Source organism: Pseudoalteromonas sp. Cn5-37, assembly GCF_021532495.1.
GTDB lineage: Bacteria > Pseudomonadota > Gammaproteobacteria > Enterobacterales > Alteromonadaceae > Pseudoalteromonas > Pseudoalteromonas simplex.
The window spans coordinates 95,886-114,729 of the sequence record NZ_JAKGBA010000010.1 but is presented as its reverse complement, the minus strand read 5'-3'; the positions used below and the strand labels follow the sequence as shown (position 1 = coordinate 114,729).

At 44.0% G+C, this 18,844-nt stretch carries 15 protein-coding genes; 13 read left to right on the top strand and 2 right to left on the bottom strand.

The window, feature by feature from the left end; all coding sequences use genetic code 11:
* Positions 1 to 259 precede the first annotated feature (259 nt).
* The 13 genes from L1266_RS13515 to L1266_RS13455 all read left to right on the top strand — a co-directional run bounded on the left by L1266_RS13515 (position 260) and on the right by L1266_RS13455 (position 14,879).
* Positions 260 to 1,561 (top strand): GntP family permease, encoded by a 1,302-nt coding sequence (locus tag L1266_RS13515; protein ID WP_054552324.1) that lies wholly within the window; start codon positions 260 to 262, stop codon positions 1,559 to 1,561.
* 9 nt (positions 1,562 to 1,570) lie between these two features.
* The gene (locus L1266_RS13510; RefSeq protein WP_063527829.1) at positions 1,571 to 2,758 is read left to right on the top strand and encodes an E22 family MetX-like putative esterase; all 1,188 of its coding nucleotides are present in this window, start codon (positions 1,571 to 1,573) and stop codon (positions 2,756 to 2,758) included.
* A 4-nt stretch (positions 2,759 to 2,762) separates the two neighbouring features.
* A complete protein-coding gene (locus tag L1266_RS13505; RefSeq protein WP_054552326.1) occupies positions 2,763 to 3,524 on the top strand; it encodes a 3-hydroxybutyrate dehydrogenase in 762 nt (253 codons plus the stop codon).
* A gap of 9 nt (positions 3,525 to 3,533) precedes the next feature.
* The gene (locus L1266_RS13500; RefSeq protein WP_063527828.1) at positions 3,534 to 4,241 is read left to right on the top strand and encodes a CoA transferase subunit A; all 708 of its coding nucleotides are present in this window, start codon (positions 3,534 to 3,536) and stop codon (positions 4,239 to 4,241) included.
* An 11-nt stretch (positions 4,242 to 4,252) separates the two neighbouring features.
* Positions 4,253 to 4,912: a CoA transferase subunit B gene (locus L1266_RS13495; RefSeq protein ID WP_187489540.1), complete on the top strand. Its 660-nt coding sequence runs from the start codon at positions 4,253 to 4,255 to the stop codon at positions 4,910 to 4,912.
* A 227-nt stretch (positions 4,913 to 5,139) separates the two neighbouring features.
* Positions 5,140 to 6,381, top strand: coding sequence for an OprO/OprP family phosphate-selective porin (locus L1266_RS13490; protein WP_235377697.1), 1,242 nt, complete (start codon positions 5,140 to 5,142; stop codon positions 6,379 to 6,381).
* Between the two features lie 12 nt (positions 6,382 to 6,393).
* A complete protein-coding gene (locus L1266_RS13485) occupies positions 6,394 to 7,359 on the top strand; it encodes a Bug family tripartite tricarboxylate transporter substrate binding protein (RefSeq protein ID WP_370316435.1) in 966 nt (321 codons plus the stop codon).
* A 9-nt stretch (positions 7,360 to 7,368) separates the two neighbouring features.
* Entirely contained in the window at positions 7,369 to 7,833 is a 465-nt protein-coding gene (locus tag L1266_RS13480; protein WP_235377696.1) for a tripartite tricarboxylate transporter TctB family protein, read from the top strand.
* A gap of 3 nt (positions 7,834 to 7,836) precedes the next feature.
* Positions 7,837 to 9,375, top strand: coding sequence for a tripartite tricarboxylate transporter permease (locus tag L1266_RS13475; RefSeq protein ID WP_054552331.1), 1,539 nt, complete (start codon positions 7,837 to 7,839; stop codon positions 9,373 to 9,375).
* A gap of 14 nt (positions 9,376 to 9,389) precedes the next feature.
* Positions 9,390 to 11,012, top strand: a complete 1,623-nt coding sequence (locus L1266_RS13470; RefSeq protein WP_235377695.1) for an ATP-binding protein — start codon at positions 9,390 to 9,392, stop codon at positions 11,010 to 11,012.
* Between the two features lie 37 nt (positions 11,013 to 11,049).
* Positions 11,050 to 11,778, top strand: coding sequence for a response regulator (locus L1266_RS13465; RefSeq protein ID WP_235377694.1), 729 nt, complete (start codon positions 11,050 to 11,052; stop codon positions 11,776 to 11,778).
* 209 nt (positions 11,779 to 11,987) lie between these two features.
* The gene (gene fusA / locus L1266_RS13460; RefSeq protein ID WP_062566304.1) at positions 11,988 to 14,075 is read left to right on the top strand and encodes an elongation factor G; all 2,088 of its coding nucleotides are present in this window, start codon (positions 11,988 to 11,990) and stop codon (positions 14,073 to 14,075) included.
* Positions 14,076 to 14,462: 387 nt separating this feature from the next.
* On the top strand, positions 14,463 to 14,879 hold the full coding sequence (locus L1266_RS13455; RefSeq protein ID WP_166341212.1) for a hypothetical protein: 417 nt from the start codon (positions 14,463 to 14,465) through the stop codon (positions 14,877 to 14,879).
* Between the two features lie 43 nt (positions 14,880 to 14,922).
* Here L1266_RS13455 and L1266_RS13450 read toward each other — a convergent pair whose 3' ends face one another.
* Together L1266_RS13450 and hemB are read right to left on the bottom strand one after the other, a co-directional pair.
* A complete protein-coding gene (locus tag L1266_RS13450; protein WP_235377693.1) occupies positions 14,923 to 17,700 on the bottom strand; it encodes an ExeM/NucH family extracellular endonuclease in 2,778 nt (925 codons plus the stop codon).
* Positions 17,701 to 17,831: 131 nt separating this feature from the next.
* A complete protein-coding gene (gene hemB, locus L1266_RS13445; protein WP_054552337.1) occupies positions 17,832 to 18,842 on the bottom strand; it encodes a porphobilinogen synthase in 1,011 nt (336 codons plus the stop codon).
* Positions 18,843 to 18,844 lie beyond the last annotated feature (2 nt).

Below are 18,844 nucleotides of genomic sequence, written 5' to 3'. Positions count from 1 at the left end.
GCCACTCACATCGATGTTGCCGAAGACTGAATAAGATTTGCCCGTGTCACCTGTCAATTAATGTAGAAGATAGTTGCAAAAATTGAATTAGTACCATAGTGCTATACCCGTCACAGCCCTTTATTTATCAAGCAATTAAGCTATTTTTAAAGCAGATAGTACCTTAGTGTTATGTATTTTTTGAACGCTTAGGGTAAGACTGAAAGCATTATTCCGATGTCACCTCATCTGTGTAATAACAATAATTATAGGAATGTCTATGCTGAGCATGATAGGACTGTTAGGCGGTTTAATACTGCTGATCATTTTAACGCTGCGTGGGGTAAATTTATTTATCGCTGCGCCAATCTGTGCACTGTTAGTTGCACTTAGTAGTGGCATGGCCATTTTCCCTGTATCGGCAGATACAAACTTTATTAACGCCTATATGGATGGCTTTGCAGGCTTCTTAAGTGCGTGGTTTTTTATGTTTTTACTGGGGTCGTTGTTCGGTAAATTCATGGAAGACACCGGTGCTGCAGACAGTGTTGCAAGCTACATTGTGGGTAAACTAGGTATGAAGCACGCCGTTCTTGCGGTTGTGATTGCCTGTGCTGTTCTAACCTACGGTGGCGTGAGCGTCTTTATTGTTGCGTTTTCCGTTTATCCAATGGCATTAAGTCTGTTTAAAGATGCAAACTTACCGCGCCGCTTTATTCCAGCAACGCTGGCATTTGGTTCGGTGACCTTTACCATGACTTCGGCAGGCTCGCCAGAAATTCAAAACTGGATCCCGGTTAAGCACCTTGGTACGTCACCCTATGCAGCGTGGGAAGTGAGCTTAGTGGTCGCTATTTTCATGGCGACAGCAGGTTACTTTTGGTTGAACAAGATGATCAAAAAAGCCGTTGCTAATGGCGAAACCTTTGAAGCGCGTGATGATGATCCTGTCATTATTGAGCGTCGTCGTCCGCATCCAATTACGGGTGTGATCCCACTGATTGTGGTGCTGCTTTTATCATTTACGCTACATGATGTACTGCAGCAAACCGCGCTTATTGTCGCTTTGCTTGGTGGTGTACTGAGTATTGTGATTATCAATTTTAAGCATTTTCACGATATGGGTAACGCTATTAATGTTGGTACAACCGGCGCTTTAGTGGCAATCGGTAATACCGCTGCTGTGGTTGGTTTTGGCGCTGTGGCGAAAGTATCACCGGCATTTACCGCCGCTGTCGATGTGATGACCCATATGCCGGGGAATGAGTTGGTTGGTGCTGCGGTTGCGGTTAGTGTAATTGCTGGTTTAACTGGCTCTGCTTCTGGCGGGCAAGCCATTGCATTACCCCTTGTCGCACCAGGTTATTTAGACATGGGTGTAAACCCTGAACAACTGCACCGAGTAGTGGCAATTAGCTCTGGAGCCCTCGATACCTTGCCGCATAATGGTTATGTGGTCACAACAATACGCGCTATCTGTAAAGAAACGCATCAACGAGCGTATTGGTCAATGGCAGCGCTGACTGCGGTCATTCCGCTTATCGGTGTCGCATTGGCACTCGGACTCTTTATTTTCTTTTAAGGAACAGCAATGAAAACCAAATTAATAATTTTGCTATGGCTGGTTGTATTTAGTAGCACCGCGTTTGGCGCTGCAAACAAAGCCGACACCATGCTGGTGGAAAAACAGCATTTTACGACAAAAGATTTTACCACCGTGTCTGGTGTGACGTTAGAGCAAGTGGATATTGGCTGGGAAAGCTACGGTAAACTAAACGCCAATAAAGATAACGTGATTTTAATCACTCATTACTTCTCTGGTACTTCTCATGCCGCAGGTAAATATAAAGCAGATGATGCCCTACCGGGTTATTGGGATGCGATTATCGGCCCAGGTAAAGCTATCGATACCAATAAATATTATGTGATTAGCTCAGATACTTTAGTAAATGCCAACTGGCATGATGAAAATGTCATTACCACAGGCCCTGCGTCAACTAATCCAAAAACAGGTAAACCTTATGGTTTGGATTTCCCTGTGGTTACGATTACTGACTTTGTGAATGTGCAAAAGCGTTTACTCGACAGCCTAGGAATCACTAAATTACATGCTGTGATGGGTGCATCAATGGGGTCGTTTCAAGCACTTGAGTGGGCAACACGTTACCCAGATAAAGTAGAGCGTTTAATTCATGTGATTGGCGCTGCAACGATGGATGCATGGACAGTCGCGGCACTTGAAAAATGGGCGTTACCAATTCGTCTAGATAAAAACTGGCAGCAAGGTAATTACTACGGCAAAGAGCGCCCGTTAGATGGCTTAGCGGCAACCATGCTTAATATTACGCAAGATGCGATGCATCCAATTATTTACAACGCGAGCTTCCCTGACTTTAATGTATTGGATGAAGGTGCATTAAAAGATATTCGTACCTTGCCTAAGTTAAACCAAGTACTCGCTCAGCGCGCAATGGCACGAGCTAAAACCCAAGATGCCAACCATGTACTTTATTTGGTCCGGGCATCACAATTATTTACCGCTGGTATGCAAAGCGATTTAACAACGGCACTTAAAAATGTCTCTGCCAAAACATTATTACTACCCGCAACGAACGACTTACTGCTTCGCCCTGAAAACATGCGCACCGTTTTTGACACCATGAAAGCGGCAGGTAAAGACGTTGAGATTTCAGAAATTGAAGGGGGCTGGGGACACCTTGATGGTATTTTCTCAATCGCCCCGAAAGCGCAGCTTATCAGTGAGTTTTTAGAGGAGTAGCCCGATGAGCAAAACAGTTTTAATTACCGGTGCAGCCAGTGGTATTGGTCTATATGTTGCCCAGCAACTGGCGATGCAAGGTCACACTATTATTGTGACTGATTTAAATCAGCAAGCTGCACAACAAGCGGCGGCAGGCATTGTTGAGCAAGGTGGTAGCGCCGAAGGGTATGCGCTTAATGTGGCAGACAGTGATGCAATAGAGCAGTTTTTCACTGAGCTTAATCAGCCAATTGATGTACTTATTAATAATGCGGGTATTCAGCACGTTGCGAAGCTTGAAGATTTTCCTGCTGATAAGTGGCAGTTTTTACAGCAAGTTATGCTCGTTGGCCCGGCGATGATGACCAAGGCGGTACTCCCTCGCATGCGTGAGCAAGATTTTGGTCGCATCATTAATATTGGCTCAATTCATGCCATGGTGGCGTCTAAATATAAGTCGGCTTATATCGCTGCAAAACATGGCTTAATCGGTTTTGCTAAAACCATGGCACTCGAAACGGGCGATGCCAACATCACGATTAATACTGTGTGCCCAGCGTATGTAAAAACGCCGCTTGTGGAGCAACAAATTGCCTCGCAAGCCAAAGAGCATGGCATTTCAGAGCAACAAGTGATCGACACAATTATGCTAGCACCGATGCCGAAAAAAGCATTTATCGGCTTAGATGAGATCCTGCATACCGTTAGCTTTTTAATGGCCGATGCAGCACGCAATATTACCGCCCAAGCAATCGCCATTGATGGCGGTTGGACTGCACAATAGGAGGAGCCAATGGCAGGTTTTGATAAAGTAGTTACAAGTTATAGCGAAGCAATGGCTGGCCTTGAAGATGGCATGACAGTGATAGCCGGTGGATTTGGCTTATGCGGTATTCCTGAAGGCTTGATTGCGCAAATTAAACGTCAAGGCACCCGAGATTTAACCGTGGTATCGAATAACTGTGGTGTTGATGGTTTTGGTTTAGGGGTGCTACTTGAAGACAAGCAAATCAGCAAGATGGTTGCCTCTTACGTTGGTGAAAACGCGTTATTTGAGCAGCAACTATTAAATGGTGAACTAGAAGTTGAGCTGACACCGCAAGGCACCTTAGCTGAAAAAATGCGTGCTGGCGGCGCGGGTATTCCTGCATTTTATACCGCAACGGGTGTCGGTACACCGGTGGCTGACGGTAAAGAAACCCGCAATATTAATGGTCGTGACTATTTATTGGAGCCAAGCATTACTGGCGACTTTGCGATAGTTAAAGCGTGGAAAGCAGATCGTTATGGTAACTGCATTTATCGTCATACGGCGATGAACTTTAATCCGATGGCAGCAACCGCTGGCAAAATTACGGTTCTTGAAGTTGAAGAAATTGTTGAGCCAGGGGAGCTAGAGCCAAGCCAAATTCACACGCCGGGTATCTATATTGACCGAGTGATTAAAGGTGAATTTGAAAAGCGCATCGAGAAAGTTACCACTAAGCAAGAGAATCAATAAGGAGCACGCTGATGGCATTATCACGAGAACAAATCGCTAAACGCGTGGCGATGGAACTACAGGATGGTTACTACGTTAACTTAGGCATAGGTATTCCAACCTTGGTCGCTAATTATGTCCCTGATGGCATCGAAGTGATGCTGCAATCAGAAAATGGTTTACTCGGTATGGGGCCATACCCAAGTGCAGACCAAGTTGATGCCGATATGATTAACGCAGGTAAAGAAACGGTCACCGCTGCAACGGGGGCGGCTATATTTAGCTCCGCAGAAAGCTTTGCCATGATCCGCGGTGGGCACGTTGATTTAACCGTGCTGGGTGCGTTTGAAGTGGACCAAAACGGCAACATTGCCAGTTGGATGATCCCGAAAAAGTTGGTTAAAGGCATGGGTGGTGCGATGGATTTAGTAGCCGGTGCTAAAAACATTATTTGTACTATGACCCATGCCAATAAGCATGGCGAATCAAAACTGCTGACCGAATGCAGTTTGCCGTTAACGGGTGTTGGTTGTATCAATAAAGTGATCACCGATTTGGCACTTTTAGAAATTAAAGACGGTGCATTTCATTTATTAGAGCGTGCTCCGGGTGTTTCGGTTGATGAGATTATTGCTAAGACACAGGGCAAACTTATTGTCTCTGAAGACATTCCTGAGATGACTTTTAGCTAGTTTTGCGATTTTTAAGCAGCTAATTAGCCTAGATTTTATACTAGCCCCCAGTAATGTGCTTTTTGTTCATGGGTTTTATGAACAAAAAGCCATTTATCACCATCAATGCAACTTACCCCCTAAACATTTCGTTAATCTATCGTTAACACTATGCTCCAAACCAGATCGCCATTTGCAGTAGGCCGATCAACGACAACAAATAATTATAATCTGGTGTGGAGTAATTCATGAAAGCAAGTAACACACAGCTCGCTTTAGCCGTTGCAGCGGCATTAGCAAGTACATCAGCATTCGCACAAAGCGACACTGAACAACTACAGCAACAACTCGATGCACTTCAAAAAGAAGTGGATTCATTAAAAACATCTAGCGGCTTCAACCTAGAATTTGGTGGTCGCGTGCAACTTGATTACAACTATTTCGACGGTGCTTACAATGCCGACAATGATGGCGCTGGAGGCAGCGACTTCTTCCCACGTCGTATCCGTACTTATGTTGAAAGTGAACATGGTAACTGGGATCACAAATTACTACTCGAATTTTCTGAAGGCACGGCTGAAATCGTGTTAGCGCGGGTACGTTATGCATTCGACAACGGCTTAAAAGTAAAAGCCGGTAAAATCCGTGAAGACATGTCGCTCAATGCGCTAACTAGCTCTAAACACATTAATACCATTGAGCGTAGCACCCTTGCTAACACCTTCTCACCTTTCTTCCGCTGGGGTATCTCGGCTTATCAATACTTTAAAGATTCAGGCTTACGTTACGCCGTGGGTGTTTACAAAAATGATGCGTTTGGTGCCTCAGGCCATGACGAAGATGACAAACTGACATTGGCTGTAACAGGTCGCTTAACCTGGTCTAGTGCAGCGCCGGGTGATGTGATTCATTTAGGTGCTTGGCACTCTTATCGTGACATGGGCGACAATGATTTAAGCGCTCGTTTTGCCCGTGGTGAAGTGCGTGAAACCAATGTTCGCTTAGTGGATTACGCAGTCGGTGGTGAAACCGCAGCGCTAAATAGCATGTCGCAAAGCGGTCTTGAATTTGCCTACCAAGCGAATGCATTCACTCTAGAGGCTGAATATGCCAGCCGTTACCTTGATACGGTCGATAGTAGCAACGAACTTGATGGTGAACGTTTTGATGGCTTCCATGTTTCGGCAAGTTACTTCTTAGGTGGTGAGCAGCGCCATTACAAAGCAGGCTCAGCATTATTTGTACAACCGAAAGGAATTAAAGATGCATGGGAACTTGTTGCCCGTGTGTCACAAATGAACGCTAGCAGCAAACAGCAAGGTACCGACGTAACCACTTACACATTAGGCACATCTTATTATCTAAGCAGCGATATCAAATTTATGGGCAACTTGATTTACAGCGATGTTGATGGTGCCGGTGCTTCTACGCTGGTAGGTGATGAAGATTCAGGTATGGGCATCAGTGCTCGTATGCAGTACTTATTTTAGGAGTCGTGCATTATGACTATGTTTAAATCATTAAAAAGATCTGTTTTAGCAGCTTCATTATTAGTAGCCAGCCCACTGGCATTAGCAAACTTACACTTTTTGGTACCGGGTGGCCCAGGCGGCGGTTGGGATACTACAGCACGTGGTGTCGGTGAAGCAATGGTCAAAGCGGGCATTGAAGATAATGCATCATTTCAGAATATGTCGGGCGGCGGCGGTGGCCGTGCAATTGCTTACTTGATTGAGTCGGGCACTAAAAAAGGCGATATGTTGATGGTTAACTCAACGCCTATCGTACTGCGCGCATTATCAGGCAAAATTCCTTACAGCTATCGCGATTTAACACCAGTTGCCAGCATGATTGCTGATTATGGTGCGTTTGTTGTGCGTAATGACTCACCATTTAAAACATGGCAAGACGTTATTGATGCCATGAAAAAAGACCCAGGCTCTGTAAAAGTAGCAGGTGGCTCTGCGCGCGGCAGCATGGATCACTTAGTGGCTGCACAAGCGGTGAAAGCGGCGGGTCTTGATGGTCGTCGATTACGTTACATTCCTTACGATGCCGGTGGTAAAGCGAAAGCTGGTTTACTGTCGGGTGAGGTCAACTTACTTTCAACAGGCTTAAGTGAAGCACTCGAAGTCGCTAATGGTGGTCAGGCACGTATTTTAGCGGTGACTTCTGCAGATAAATTGCCAGATTACCCAGCAATTCCAACCTTAAAGTCGCTAGGTTACGACATGGAGTTCGTAAACTGGCGCGGCTTTTTTGCAACCCCAGATTTACCAGCAGACAAACTTGCCGAGTACACAGAAAAGCTACGTAAGTTGCAACAAACCCCTGAATGGGAAGCGGTTCGTGCCCGCAATGGTTGGCTAAATCTATTTCAAGAAAAAGAAGCGTTTATTAAATCGCTTGAGCAGCAAGAAGCGCAATTACGCGTTGTAATGAAAGAACTTGGTTTTATCCGAGGCTAAGGTTAGACGATGTTAAACCGTGAACTAATTGGACCAAGTTTATTCTTGGTCCTCTTTACCCTCTACGCCCTTGTGGCTTGGCAAATTCCACTTATGCCATTTGAAGAGTACGAAAGCGTTACTTCTGCAACCTTACCAAAAGTGTATGCAGTATTCGGTATCGTGGTGTGTGTACTATCGATTGGTGCCAACTTATTAAAGCAAGCACCTGTAGAAAAAGCAGAGCTACTCAGTAAGGGTAACTTACTACGTACCTTTGCACTGTTGGTATTAATGGTTGCTTATAGCGCCATGCTTGAACCGTTCGGCTTTTTAATTGCCACCAGTGCCTTTTTAATTACGGGCTTTTTTATTATGGGCGAACGCCGTAAGGCAGTGTTGTTGTTTGCTTCTGTGCCTGTGGCCGTGGTTTTTTGGTTTTTAATGACACAAGTACTGGGCATTTACTTAGTACCTGGCAATCTGTGGAGTTAAGTTATGCTTGATGGAATTATGTTAGGTTTGTCGACCGTACTCGACTGGAACAACTTGTTATATGTGATTGTTGGCTGCTTTGTTGGCACGTTCATTGGTATGCTACCTGGTCTTGGTCCAATTACTGCAATTGCGTTGATGATCCCGATCACTTACAGCATCGGTGCTGATTCGGGCATGATTTTAATGGCCGGTGTTTACTACGGGGCTATATTCGGTGGCTCTACTTCTTCTATTTTGATTAATGCGCCGGGTGTAGCGGGGACAGTAGCGTCATCGTTTGATGGTTACCCACTAGCAAAACAAGGTAAGGCTGGTAAAGCCCTTGCGATTGCAGCTTATTCATCCTTTATAGGCGGGACCATTGGCGCCATTTTATTGATGGTGGCTGCGCCATTATTAGCGAAAGTGTCATTAAGTTTCCAATCGCCTGATTATGTTGTACTGATGTTTTTAGGCTTAACGGCGATTGCTGCGTTCTCTAATAAAGGGCAATTTTTAAAAGCTATGATGATGACGGTATTTGGCTTAATGCTGGCAACGGTAGGTATTGATCCCTCTTCAGGTACCGAGCGCTTTACTTTTGGCCAAGCTGATTTATTAGATGGTATTAGCTTTTTATTAGTAGCAATGGCAACGTTTGCGTTGGCTGAGGCACTGATTAATGTGGCGCGCCCAGAAGCTGAGCCAGATAAAAAAATTGATGATCCTGATACGCCAAAAATTGGTTCAACAAAACTGACTAAAGAAGAAGTAAAAGACATGGCTCCTGTGGTTGGCCGCTCATCTTTACTTGGTTTTATTGTCGGTGTTTTACCGGGCGCAGGGGCAACCATTGCCAGCTTTATGGCCTACGCTACTGAGCGTAACCTTGCTCCAAAAGCGCTGAAAGATAAATTTGGTAAGGGTTCGATGCGTGGCTTAGCGGCGCCTGAGTCGGCTAATAATGCAGCTTGTACTGGCTCATTTGTACCATTACTGACTTTAGGTATTCCAGGCTCTGGTACAACAGCGATCATGTTAGGGGCATTAATTGCTTACGGTATTCAGCCGGGCCCTATGTTAATGCAAGAAAACCCAAGCGTGTTTTGGGCTGTCATTGTCAGTATGTACTTTGGCAACATTGTACTGCTGATTTTGAATCTGCCGTTGATCCCATATTTCGCTAAAGTGTTGGCAATGCCTAAATCTGTGCTGACCGTGATGATTTTATTCTTCAGCTTAATTGGTGTGTATTTAGTGTCATTTAACACCTTTGATTTATTTATGATGGTGGGCTTTGCGCTGGTGGCCTTGGTGCTTCGATTGTTAGCTTTCCCGATGGCACCTTTATTACTTGGCTTTATCCTCGGTGATATGATTGAGCGAAACTTCCGCCGTGCCATGATGATTTCAGATGGCTCGCTGAGCTTTTTATGGGACCGCCCATTAACACTGAGTATTTTTGTGATTTCGATCTTAGTGTTGTTGTTCCCACTGAAAGACTATATTGTCCAACGTCGTAAAGAAAAAGCAGCTACGCAAGCAGAGCAACATGCGTAGAACAAGGCACTGATATGAGATACACCAATAAGCTAAACCCATTTCAGCATATGGTTAAAAAACCTAAGCGCTTAGAAACGCGACTCATTATTTGGGTTACTGGTCTATGTGTTTTACAGGCTGTGTTGTTTGGCGCATTGGTGTATCAGATCACTGCAGAAAGCTTACATAACCACATGGGTGATAAAGCGCTTGCGCTCGCAACCAGTATTGCCTCACGGGATGACGTACAAAATGCATTGCAAACCAAGCAAGGGCTTGATGAGTTAAATACGCAAATAGAGCATATTCGTGAACTCACCGCTGCCAGCTTTATCGTAATTGGCGATAAAAATACTCGCCGCATTGTTCACCCCGACTCTGACAAGCTCGGTAAGCCGATGGTGGGTGGTGATAGTAAAGCGGCGCTACGTGGTGAGCGGTATGTGTCGATTGCAAAAGGGAGTTTGGGCGAGTCTATTCGTGGCAAAGTCCCCGTGCTTTCAGAGCAGGGCGAAGTTATCGGCTTGGTTTCGGTTGGCTTTTTAGTGCAGTCAATTGAACCGCTTATTCGTGCTCGCAGTGCTGAAATTATGCTTTGGGGCTTGTTGTTAGTGGGCTTGAGCATTCTGGCTGCGGTATATATCGGTCAACGGGTACGTAACGCTATTTTTGGTTTACAGCCTGACGAAATAGCACGGTTGTTCTCGGAGCAAGATGCTATTTTGAACACTGTTCGTAGCGGCATTATTGCCCTCGATCCTGAGGGTAACGTGCGTAACTTAAACCAGCGTGCTTGCGAAATTCTCGGTAAACCGACTAGCTGTATTCATCAGCCACTTAAGCTTGCAGATTTGCTTCCTGAACATAGCGAGTTTTTGATGCATAACCAACAGCGTCCGATTGTAGGTTTTGAATTGTTTGCCGCCGATAAACGCATTGTGTTGTCGCGATATGCATTGCAAGTGCAAGGTCAGGCTGATGGTATTTTGTTGAGTATGCGCCCTGCGGATGAGCTTGAATATTTATCGCAGCAATTAACTAAAGTGCAAGCCTTTGCTGAGTTATTGCGGGTGCAAACCCATGATTACTCGAACAAGCTAAACTTAATTGGTGCGTTAATTCAAATGGGGCAAACGGATCAGGCAATTGAGTTAATTGGTCAAGAAAGTAAAGGCTCGCAAGCGCAGATCCATCATTTACTCGAAAGGATCCAAGATCCGGTACTAGCAGGTTTATTGGTTGGTAAATACCACAAAGCCCGTGAATTAAACGTGATACTTGAGCTTAATCCAGATAGCTTATTAGGATCGATCACCCGTAAAGATATGCTTGAACGGGTTGTCTCGATACTTGGCAATTTGATTGATAACGCAATTGAAGCTGCTATTCGAGCTAGCGATACACGTACCCCTAAGGTTCGTGTTACGGTTGATGAAACCAGTAAAACACTATTGTTTGATGTTGAAGACAGCGGTTTTGGTTTAGGCGATGACAAGGATGTGATATTTACACCACAATACAGTTCTAAGTCAGGGGCTGAGCATGGTATCGGCCTTTATTTGGTCAAAACCAACTTAGATTCGTGTCGTGGTAGTTTAGAAATAGGTGAGTCTGATCTGATGGGGGCACGCTTAAGTGTCTACATTCCAAAATAATAAAAAATGATCAGCCTATAATTAAAAGGTAAAGAACATGACTTACTCAGTTGTCATTGTTGAAGACGAAGTTGAAGTAGCCCAATTATTGGCGCAATACTTATTACTTCCTCATGGCGTTGCTGGCCAACAAGGGGCGCGGCAAGCACTGCGTCAGGGGCAATATCAAGTTGTTGGTATTGCAGGCAATCTTGCCACCGCGAAAGCGTTATTATCGGCGATTAATGCCGATTTAATTTTGCTCGATATTCATTTACCCGATGGTAATGGCCTTGATTTACTTAATGAATTACGCCGCGAAGAAATGAAAAGCGAAGTAATGCTATTAACCGCAGCAAAAGAAGTAGAAACACTGGAAAAAGCCATGCAACTTGGCGCCTGTGACTTCTTAGTAAAACCATTAATGCTAAATCGCTTAGATCAAGCACTGGCGCGATTCGAAGCAAGGCAACAATGTTTGTCAGATGCCGATGAAGTAACCCAATCTATGGTCGATACTTTATTTGGATCGCAAGAACAGTTAAAAACCCCTGTCAGGCTGCCAAAAGGGGTGGATCAGCTTACTTTGCAAAAGATCTTAAAAGCGTTTAAAGCGAATATTGGCACGGCTTTTACTGCTCAGCAAATGGGTGATTTAGTCGGCGTAAGCCGCTCAACAGCCCGTCGTTACCTCGAATACTTGCTTGAAGCTGAGCAAGTCAGTGCTGATCAGAGCTACGGAAGTATCGGGCGACCCGAGCGTTGTTATAAAATGACAAGTAGCTAATCGCATCATTTAATTGCCAAATCAGCGCTAAATTAGCGATTTTAGTAGCATAAACTCACTGTTCGGCACGTTAAAAAGTGCCGCTTATCCTGAGCATAGAAAAATTTTATAAAATTGATTGCATTTTAAGCGACTTCGATGGTGATGTTCGCTTTAAGTAATGCTATACTCCCGCCGAATAATTTTTCGACTTTATTAAGAGTAAAATAATGGCAGATTTATCGAAGTACAGAAATATTGGTATTTTCGCCCACGTTGACGCGGGTAAAACTACCACCACTGAGCGTATCCTTAAGCTTACGGGTAAAATTCATAAGACTGGTGAGGTACACGACGGTGAGTCTACTACTGACTTCATGGAACAAGAAGCTGAGCGCGGTATTACAATCCAATCAGCAGCTGTAACTTGTGAGTGGAAAGGCCACCGCTTAAACGTTATCGATACTCCGGGACACGTTGACTTCACAGTAGAAGTATACCGTTCACTTAAAGTACTAGACGGTGGTATCGGTGTATTCTGTGGTTCTGGTGGTGTTGAGCCGCAGTCAGAAACTAACTGGCGTTATGCGAACGAATCAGAAGTTGCACGTGTAATCTTCGTAAACAAATTAGACCGTATGGGTGCTGATTTCTACCGCGTTGTAGGTCAAGTTGAGAAAGTACTAGGTGCTAACCCACTAGTTATGACTTTACCAATCGGTATCGAAGACCAATTCACTGGTGTTGTAGACGTACTTGAGAAAAAAGCATACGTTTGGGACGAGACTGGTCTTCCTGAAAACTACGAAGTACAAGACGTTCCAGCTGACATGGTAGACAAAGTTGACGAATACCATGAGATGCTTGTTGAGTCTGCTGTTGAGCAAGACGAAGACCTAATGATGGCTTACATGGAAGGTGAAGAGCCTTCTCTAGAAGACATCAAACGTTGTATCCGTAAAGGTACTCGTGATCTTGCGTTCTTCCCAACATACTGTGGTTCTGCATTCAAAAACAAAGGTATGCAGTTAGTATTAGACGCGGTTGTAGATTACCTACCTTCGCCTACAGAAGTTGACCCACAACCTCTAACTGATCCTGAAACAGGTGAGCCTACTGGTGAAGTAGCAACTGTTTCTGCAGATGAGCCACTTAAAGCGTTAGCGTTCAAAATCATGGACGACCGTTTCGGTGCACTTACGTTCATCCGTATCTACGCTGGTCGCATGAAGAAAGGTGACACAATCCTTAACTCAGCAACTGGTAAAACAGAGCGTATCGGCCGTATGGTTGAGATGCAAGCTGACGAGCGTAACGAACTTACTGAAGCACAAGCGGGTGACATCATCGCTGTTGTTGGTATGAAGAACGTTCAAACTGGTCACACTCTTTGTGATCCTAAGCACGAATGTACACTTGAAGCGATGATCTTCCCTGATCCAGTTATCTCAATCGCTGTTGCTCCTAAAGACAAAGGCGGTAACGAGAAGATGGGTATCGCGATCGGTAAGATGGTTGCAGAAGATCCTTCATTCCAAGTTGAAACTGACGAAGATTCAGGCGAAACCATCCTTAAAGGTATGGGTGAGCTTCACTTAGATATCAAAGTAGATATCCTTAAGCGTACTTACGGCGTAGACCTAGTTGTTGGTCAACCTCAGGTTGCTTACCGTGAAACTATCACGAAAGAAATCGAAGATAGCTACACGCATAAGAAACAATCTGGTGGTTCTGGTCAATTCGGTAAGATCGATTACCGCATCAAGCCAGGCGAGCAAAACTCAGGCTTCACGTTCTCTTCATCAGTTGTTGGTGGTAACGTACCTAAAGAATTCTGGCCTGCAGTTGAGAAAGGCTTCGCATCAATGATGCAAGAAGGTGTTCTAGCTGGCTTCCCAGTATTAGACGTTGAAGTTGAACTTTTCGACGGTGCTTTCCACGCAGTTGACTCATCAGCAATCGCGTTCGAAATCGCTGCTAAAGGCGCTTTCCGTCAGTCTATCCCTAAAGCGGGTGCACAACTTCTTGAGCCAATCATGAAAGTTGACGTATTCACTCCGGAAGACAACGTAGGTGACGTAATCGGTGACCTTAACCGTCGTCGTGGTATGATCAAAGACCAAGAAGCTGGCGCAATGGGCGTTCGCATCAAGGGTGATGTACCACTTTCTGAAATGTTCGGTTACATCGGCCACTTACGTACTATCACTTCTGGTCGTGGTCAGTTCTCTATGGAGTTCTCACACTACGCACCATGTCCTGCAAACGTTGCTGAAACAGTAATCGCTGCAGAAAAAGAGAAAAAAGCTGCTAAGTAATTAGCCTTTTAACTTCTTTTAAAAAAACCCGCACTTGTTGCGGGTTTTTTATTGCCTAAAATAGACCGCTTATTAAACGAATTGGTGTGATACCAACCCGCAATAATACTTAATCATTTTGAGGTTTTATTGCCTCAAAATAGACAACTTAATTAAGCGGATTGGTATGAGTGGTATAAATTATAATATTTTAATTTAAATCTATGGTAGGTAAAAAGTAGCGGTTTTATAATGAGTTGCGGTCTGGTTTCTTTTTTCTAGTACAAAAGTATTTTTTTGTACCTTGTGTCCCTTTTTTAGACTCTGTAAAATAGCAATCGAATGATTCTTTAATCATTTTGTATTAAACGTCAGCTTATTATCATTAAAATTTTAAGATTCAGCCTCATGAAAACGATAAAGTTAAGTCCTAATTGGACTCTACAGGGAACCAAGATAGCGTTTGCTATTCTTGTTTTATTAAGCGTTACTTTTCTTGGAACATCGCTACTTTTGTTTCTTTTACCTATTTTGCTCTTTATAACTATTTTAAATTTCTTACAACTGCGCTTTTTACACTGTTATAAAGCGGGAATTTGTTATTCGCGTGGAATTAAAAAGCGTTATATTAACACTGAAGATATTGCTGCAGTTGAGTTCTCTCAGCTCGCATTTCTAACTATTTTTAAAGTAGATTTAGTAAATGGAAAAAGCTGCCAATTCTTTAATTGGCAAGTTAGCAATGAGCAAAAAATTGAGATTGAAAGACTCTATAAGGCAAAAGCCAACTCTAGAGTTGAATCAGTTTTAGAGTGTGAAGTATAAAAAAGGCCGCGATAAGCGGCCTTTTTACTTAATGCGGTGTCGCTTATTTTTTCATGCGACGACGAAGTGCAAATGGTAAAGCAAGTAGACTTAACCAAGCAAATGAACCAGAATCATCATCTTTTGACTCTTCTTCAGTTTCATCTTCTTCAACTTCTTCGGTTACATCATCTGCCACATCATTGGTAATGTTGATGTAGAGTAATTGTGCTTCTGATAAGTTGCCTGCGCTATCTTCTGCACGGATCATTAATGTAAGCTTGTCTTCTTCTTCAAAATCGAGCTCTTTGGCTACTGTGATTTCACCTGTAGCACTGATTGCAATCGCGTCAGCATGCTCACCTTCAATGCTAAAGCTAACGACAGGTGTATAATCAGCGTCACCATCAGAGAAAACAAGTTGACCAATCACAGCGCCTACCTCACTGTTTTCAACGATTTCGAATGATTGCTGAACTTCGATTACTGGCGCTTGTTGTTCTGGAACAGGCTCTGCAGATTGGATATCAACAATCACTGGGTCGTGATCAGATGCACGGTATGCATTGTCAGCGTAAAGGCTAGCTTGTTGTGTCGATGATTTATACTCAAGGTTGTAGTCTAGGCTGATTGGCTCATCGGCATTGATATGCCAATCCGTAGCAGCAACAACTTTAGCAAGCATAGATTCAGAGACTAGTGCGTGGTCAAGGCTACCAATGCGGCCAGAGAAGCTATAAGAATAACCTAATGTGTCGCCGTCTAGTTCAGCAACCGCACTCTTCAGACCTTTATCTGCAAATGCACGGATAGGATCTTCCATCGCGTATGCGTTCATATCGCCCACTAAGATGATATCTTCATCTTCAACTTCTGTTGGGTAAGTGGCTAACCAATCAGCATATGCATTTGCACCCGCAACACGGATTTCATTCCAACATGCTTGACCATCGCCTAAGTCAGCATTATTACCTTCAGCGCTACCACAGCCGCCTTTAGATTTTAGGTGGGCAACGGCAACAGTGAAGATTTCTTCGCTTTCAAGAGATTGGAAGCTTTGTGCAATTGGCGGGCGATTGCTGTAATCGAAAGGTTCTACTGTGGTATGAGCAGCCTTACCAACTTCAGATACTTTATTTGAGCGATAAATCAGTGCTGTCGTGATTGCATCAGTACCAATTTGGTCAACGCCGAAATCAACGAATGCGTAGGTATTTTCTGCATCTTCATCATTAAGTGCAGATACTAGGCTAGCAATGGCGCTATTTTCACCGAAACCGTCATTTTCGATCTCCATTAAGCCAATCACATCAGCATTTATAGCCGTGATTGCGCTAACTAATTTAGCTTCTTGGCGAGTAAACTCTTCTTCGCTATCTGCACCACGGCTAGTTGGGAAGCCTGCACCTTGGCCGTCGCCATTAAAGTAGTTTAATACGTTAAAGCTTGCTACACGTAGATCTGCATCTTCGTTAAGCTCTGGTGCATCTGTACGAGGGTTAGTTGCAGTGAACTCAGGTTGTACTGTAGGGTGAATACGATAACGGTCGAAGCTATAACCCATCACACCGGTAATCGTATTAACAGTATCGCCTAAACGTAATGTGTTATAGGTATCAAGGCCCATACCAGGGTAAGCAATAGGATCAAGGTTTTGCTTTGTTGAACCATCGTCGATTAAGATTTGTTTTTTCAGGTTTTCAGCTTCAACAGCATTTGCTGCATCGCCTGGAAGCGCTACTTGAGTTCCTTGGTATAAACGCTCAGTACCTAAGTCAACTTCACCATAGCGACCAAGGCCGTAGTTGTTATTAACGACTAAAGGTTGCGCGATGGTTACTAACATACCTTCGTAAGCTTCAAGGTCAGCTACGTCAGTAACTGGTAAAGTGATAGCGGTTGCATCAGTAGATAAACCTGTCGCACAGATCTCAACTTGGCTAACATCGCCTAGTTGTGTTGCGCTGTAGTATTCAGCAACGCTACCTTTAACACGCACATGGTCACCAACTGCAACGTCGGTATCTGCGAAATAAACAAATACACCTTCAGAAGTTAGTGGGTTTGTATCAACATCAGCAGCAAGTGAGCTAATGAAGAAACCTTTTAGTTGATCATCACCTTGGAAGTCAGCTGTAACAACACCTTCAACTTCTACTTCAGTGTTAATAAGCGGGCTGTCGCCGCCTTCACCTTGAATTGCGCTGATTAAGGTTTTTGCTGCACCACACTCAAGGGGAGTGACAGGTTCTGGCTCAGGCGTTGGCTCTGTGCTCTCACCATATTGACCAATATTGCTGAAATCGTCTTGGCCGAATTGCTCCCACTCATCGCTTGGGTTGAACGCAGAGGTTGCATCAGTACGGCCTGTAGTAATAGTTGCTTTACGGCGCAGTGTTTTATTTTGTGTTGAAACGCCGCCTTCATCCCATGCTGAACCTGGATCAACGCCCAGTTGACCAAAGCTATCAACAATTGCACCATCTTTAGTTAGCACTAATGCGTCATCACCGTTGAAGTAAGTGATTGTTGATTCAGTATCTGCATTGGCTTTTAACTCATCAGCAGAGCCCGCATTTACAATAACGTAGGTTGCATTTGCTGCAAGAGTACCGGTTAAAGCTAAGCTGTTATTAGGGTCTGCTAGATCGCCGTTACCATTTGAGTATAAAGAGATGGTGTAACCGTCAAGCGATAGTTCAGCACTCGATGTGTTGTATAGCTCTACCGCTTTATTGTTAGAGCTTCCTTCAACATATTCAGAGATGATTAGGTTGGCAGAAGCAGGCGCGCTCAGGCTTGCAATAACAAGCGCGAGCGGCGTTAATTTTGTATTTATCATTATTTTTCCCGTGTATGTATTATTAAAGTCCCAATATGGGACACAGTACTTTAAGAAAAATCTATGACAAATTAAATACAAAATGTTAATAAAATAGAAATAATGACCTATTTTAAGAACATTTTTTTAAGTTAGTTGTTTTTTAACCATTTTGCAGCTTGTTTTGCAAAATAAGTCAGGATGCCATCGGCGCCAGCGCGCTTAAATGCTAATAATGACTCCATGATTATTGCATCTTCTGCAAGCCAACCGTTATCAATGGCTGCTTTATGCATAGCATATTCACCACTTACTTGATAAGCAAATGTGGGCACACCAAACTCATCTTTTACGCGGCGTACTACATCTAAATATGGCATACCTGGTTTTACCATCACCATGTCTGCACCTTCTTGCAGATCAAGGGCTACTTCACGAATCGCTTCATCAGAGTTGGCAGGGTCCATTTGATAGGTCTTTTTATCGGCACCTTTTAAGTTGCCTGCAGAACCTACCGCATCACGGAATGGGCCATAGTAGCTTGAAGCGTATTTAGCTGAGTAAGCCATGATACGAGTGTGGATATGGCCTTCGGCTTCGAGAGCTTCACGAATTGCACCAATACGTCCATCCATCATGTCTGATGGCGCAACTACATCAGCTCCAGCTTCGGCATGCGATAGCGCTTGTTTAACTAAGATTTCAGTTGTTACATCGTTAATCACATAACCGTCTTCATCGATGATGCCGTCTTGACCATGAACAGTGAATGGGTCAAGTGCAACATCTGTGATCACACCTAATGTAGGAAAAGCTTCTTTAAGTGCGCGTACAGTGCGTTGTGCTAATGCATCTGGGTTATAGGCTTCTTCAGCAAGAAGGGATTTTTTATCGCTCGGTGTTACCGGGAAAATAGCGACGGCAGGTACACCTAGCTCTACAAGCTCTTTCGCTTCCTCAAGCAACAAATCAATAGAAAGACGATCTATACCTGGCATAGACTCAATGGCTTCGCGGCGGTTCTTACCTTCTAGCACAAATACAGGAAAAATAAGGTCATTTACAGTTAGTTGGTTTTCAGCCATTAGGCGACGAGAGAAGTCATCACGACGCATGCGGCGCATACGTGTATAAGGGAAAAGGTCGAGTCCTGATTGGGCCATGC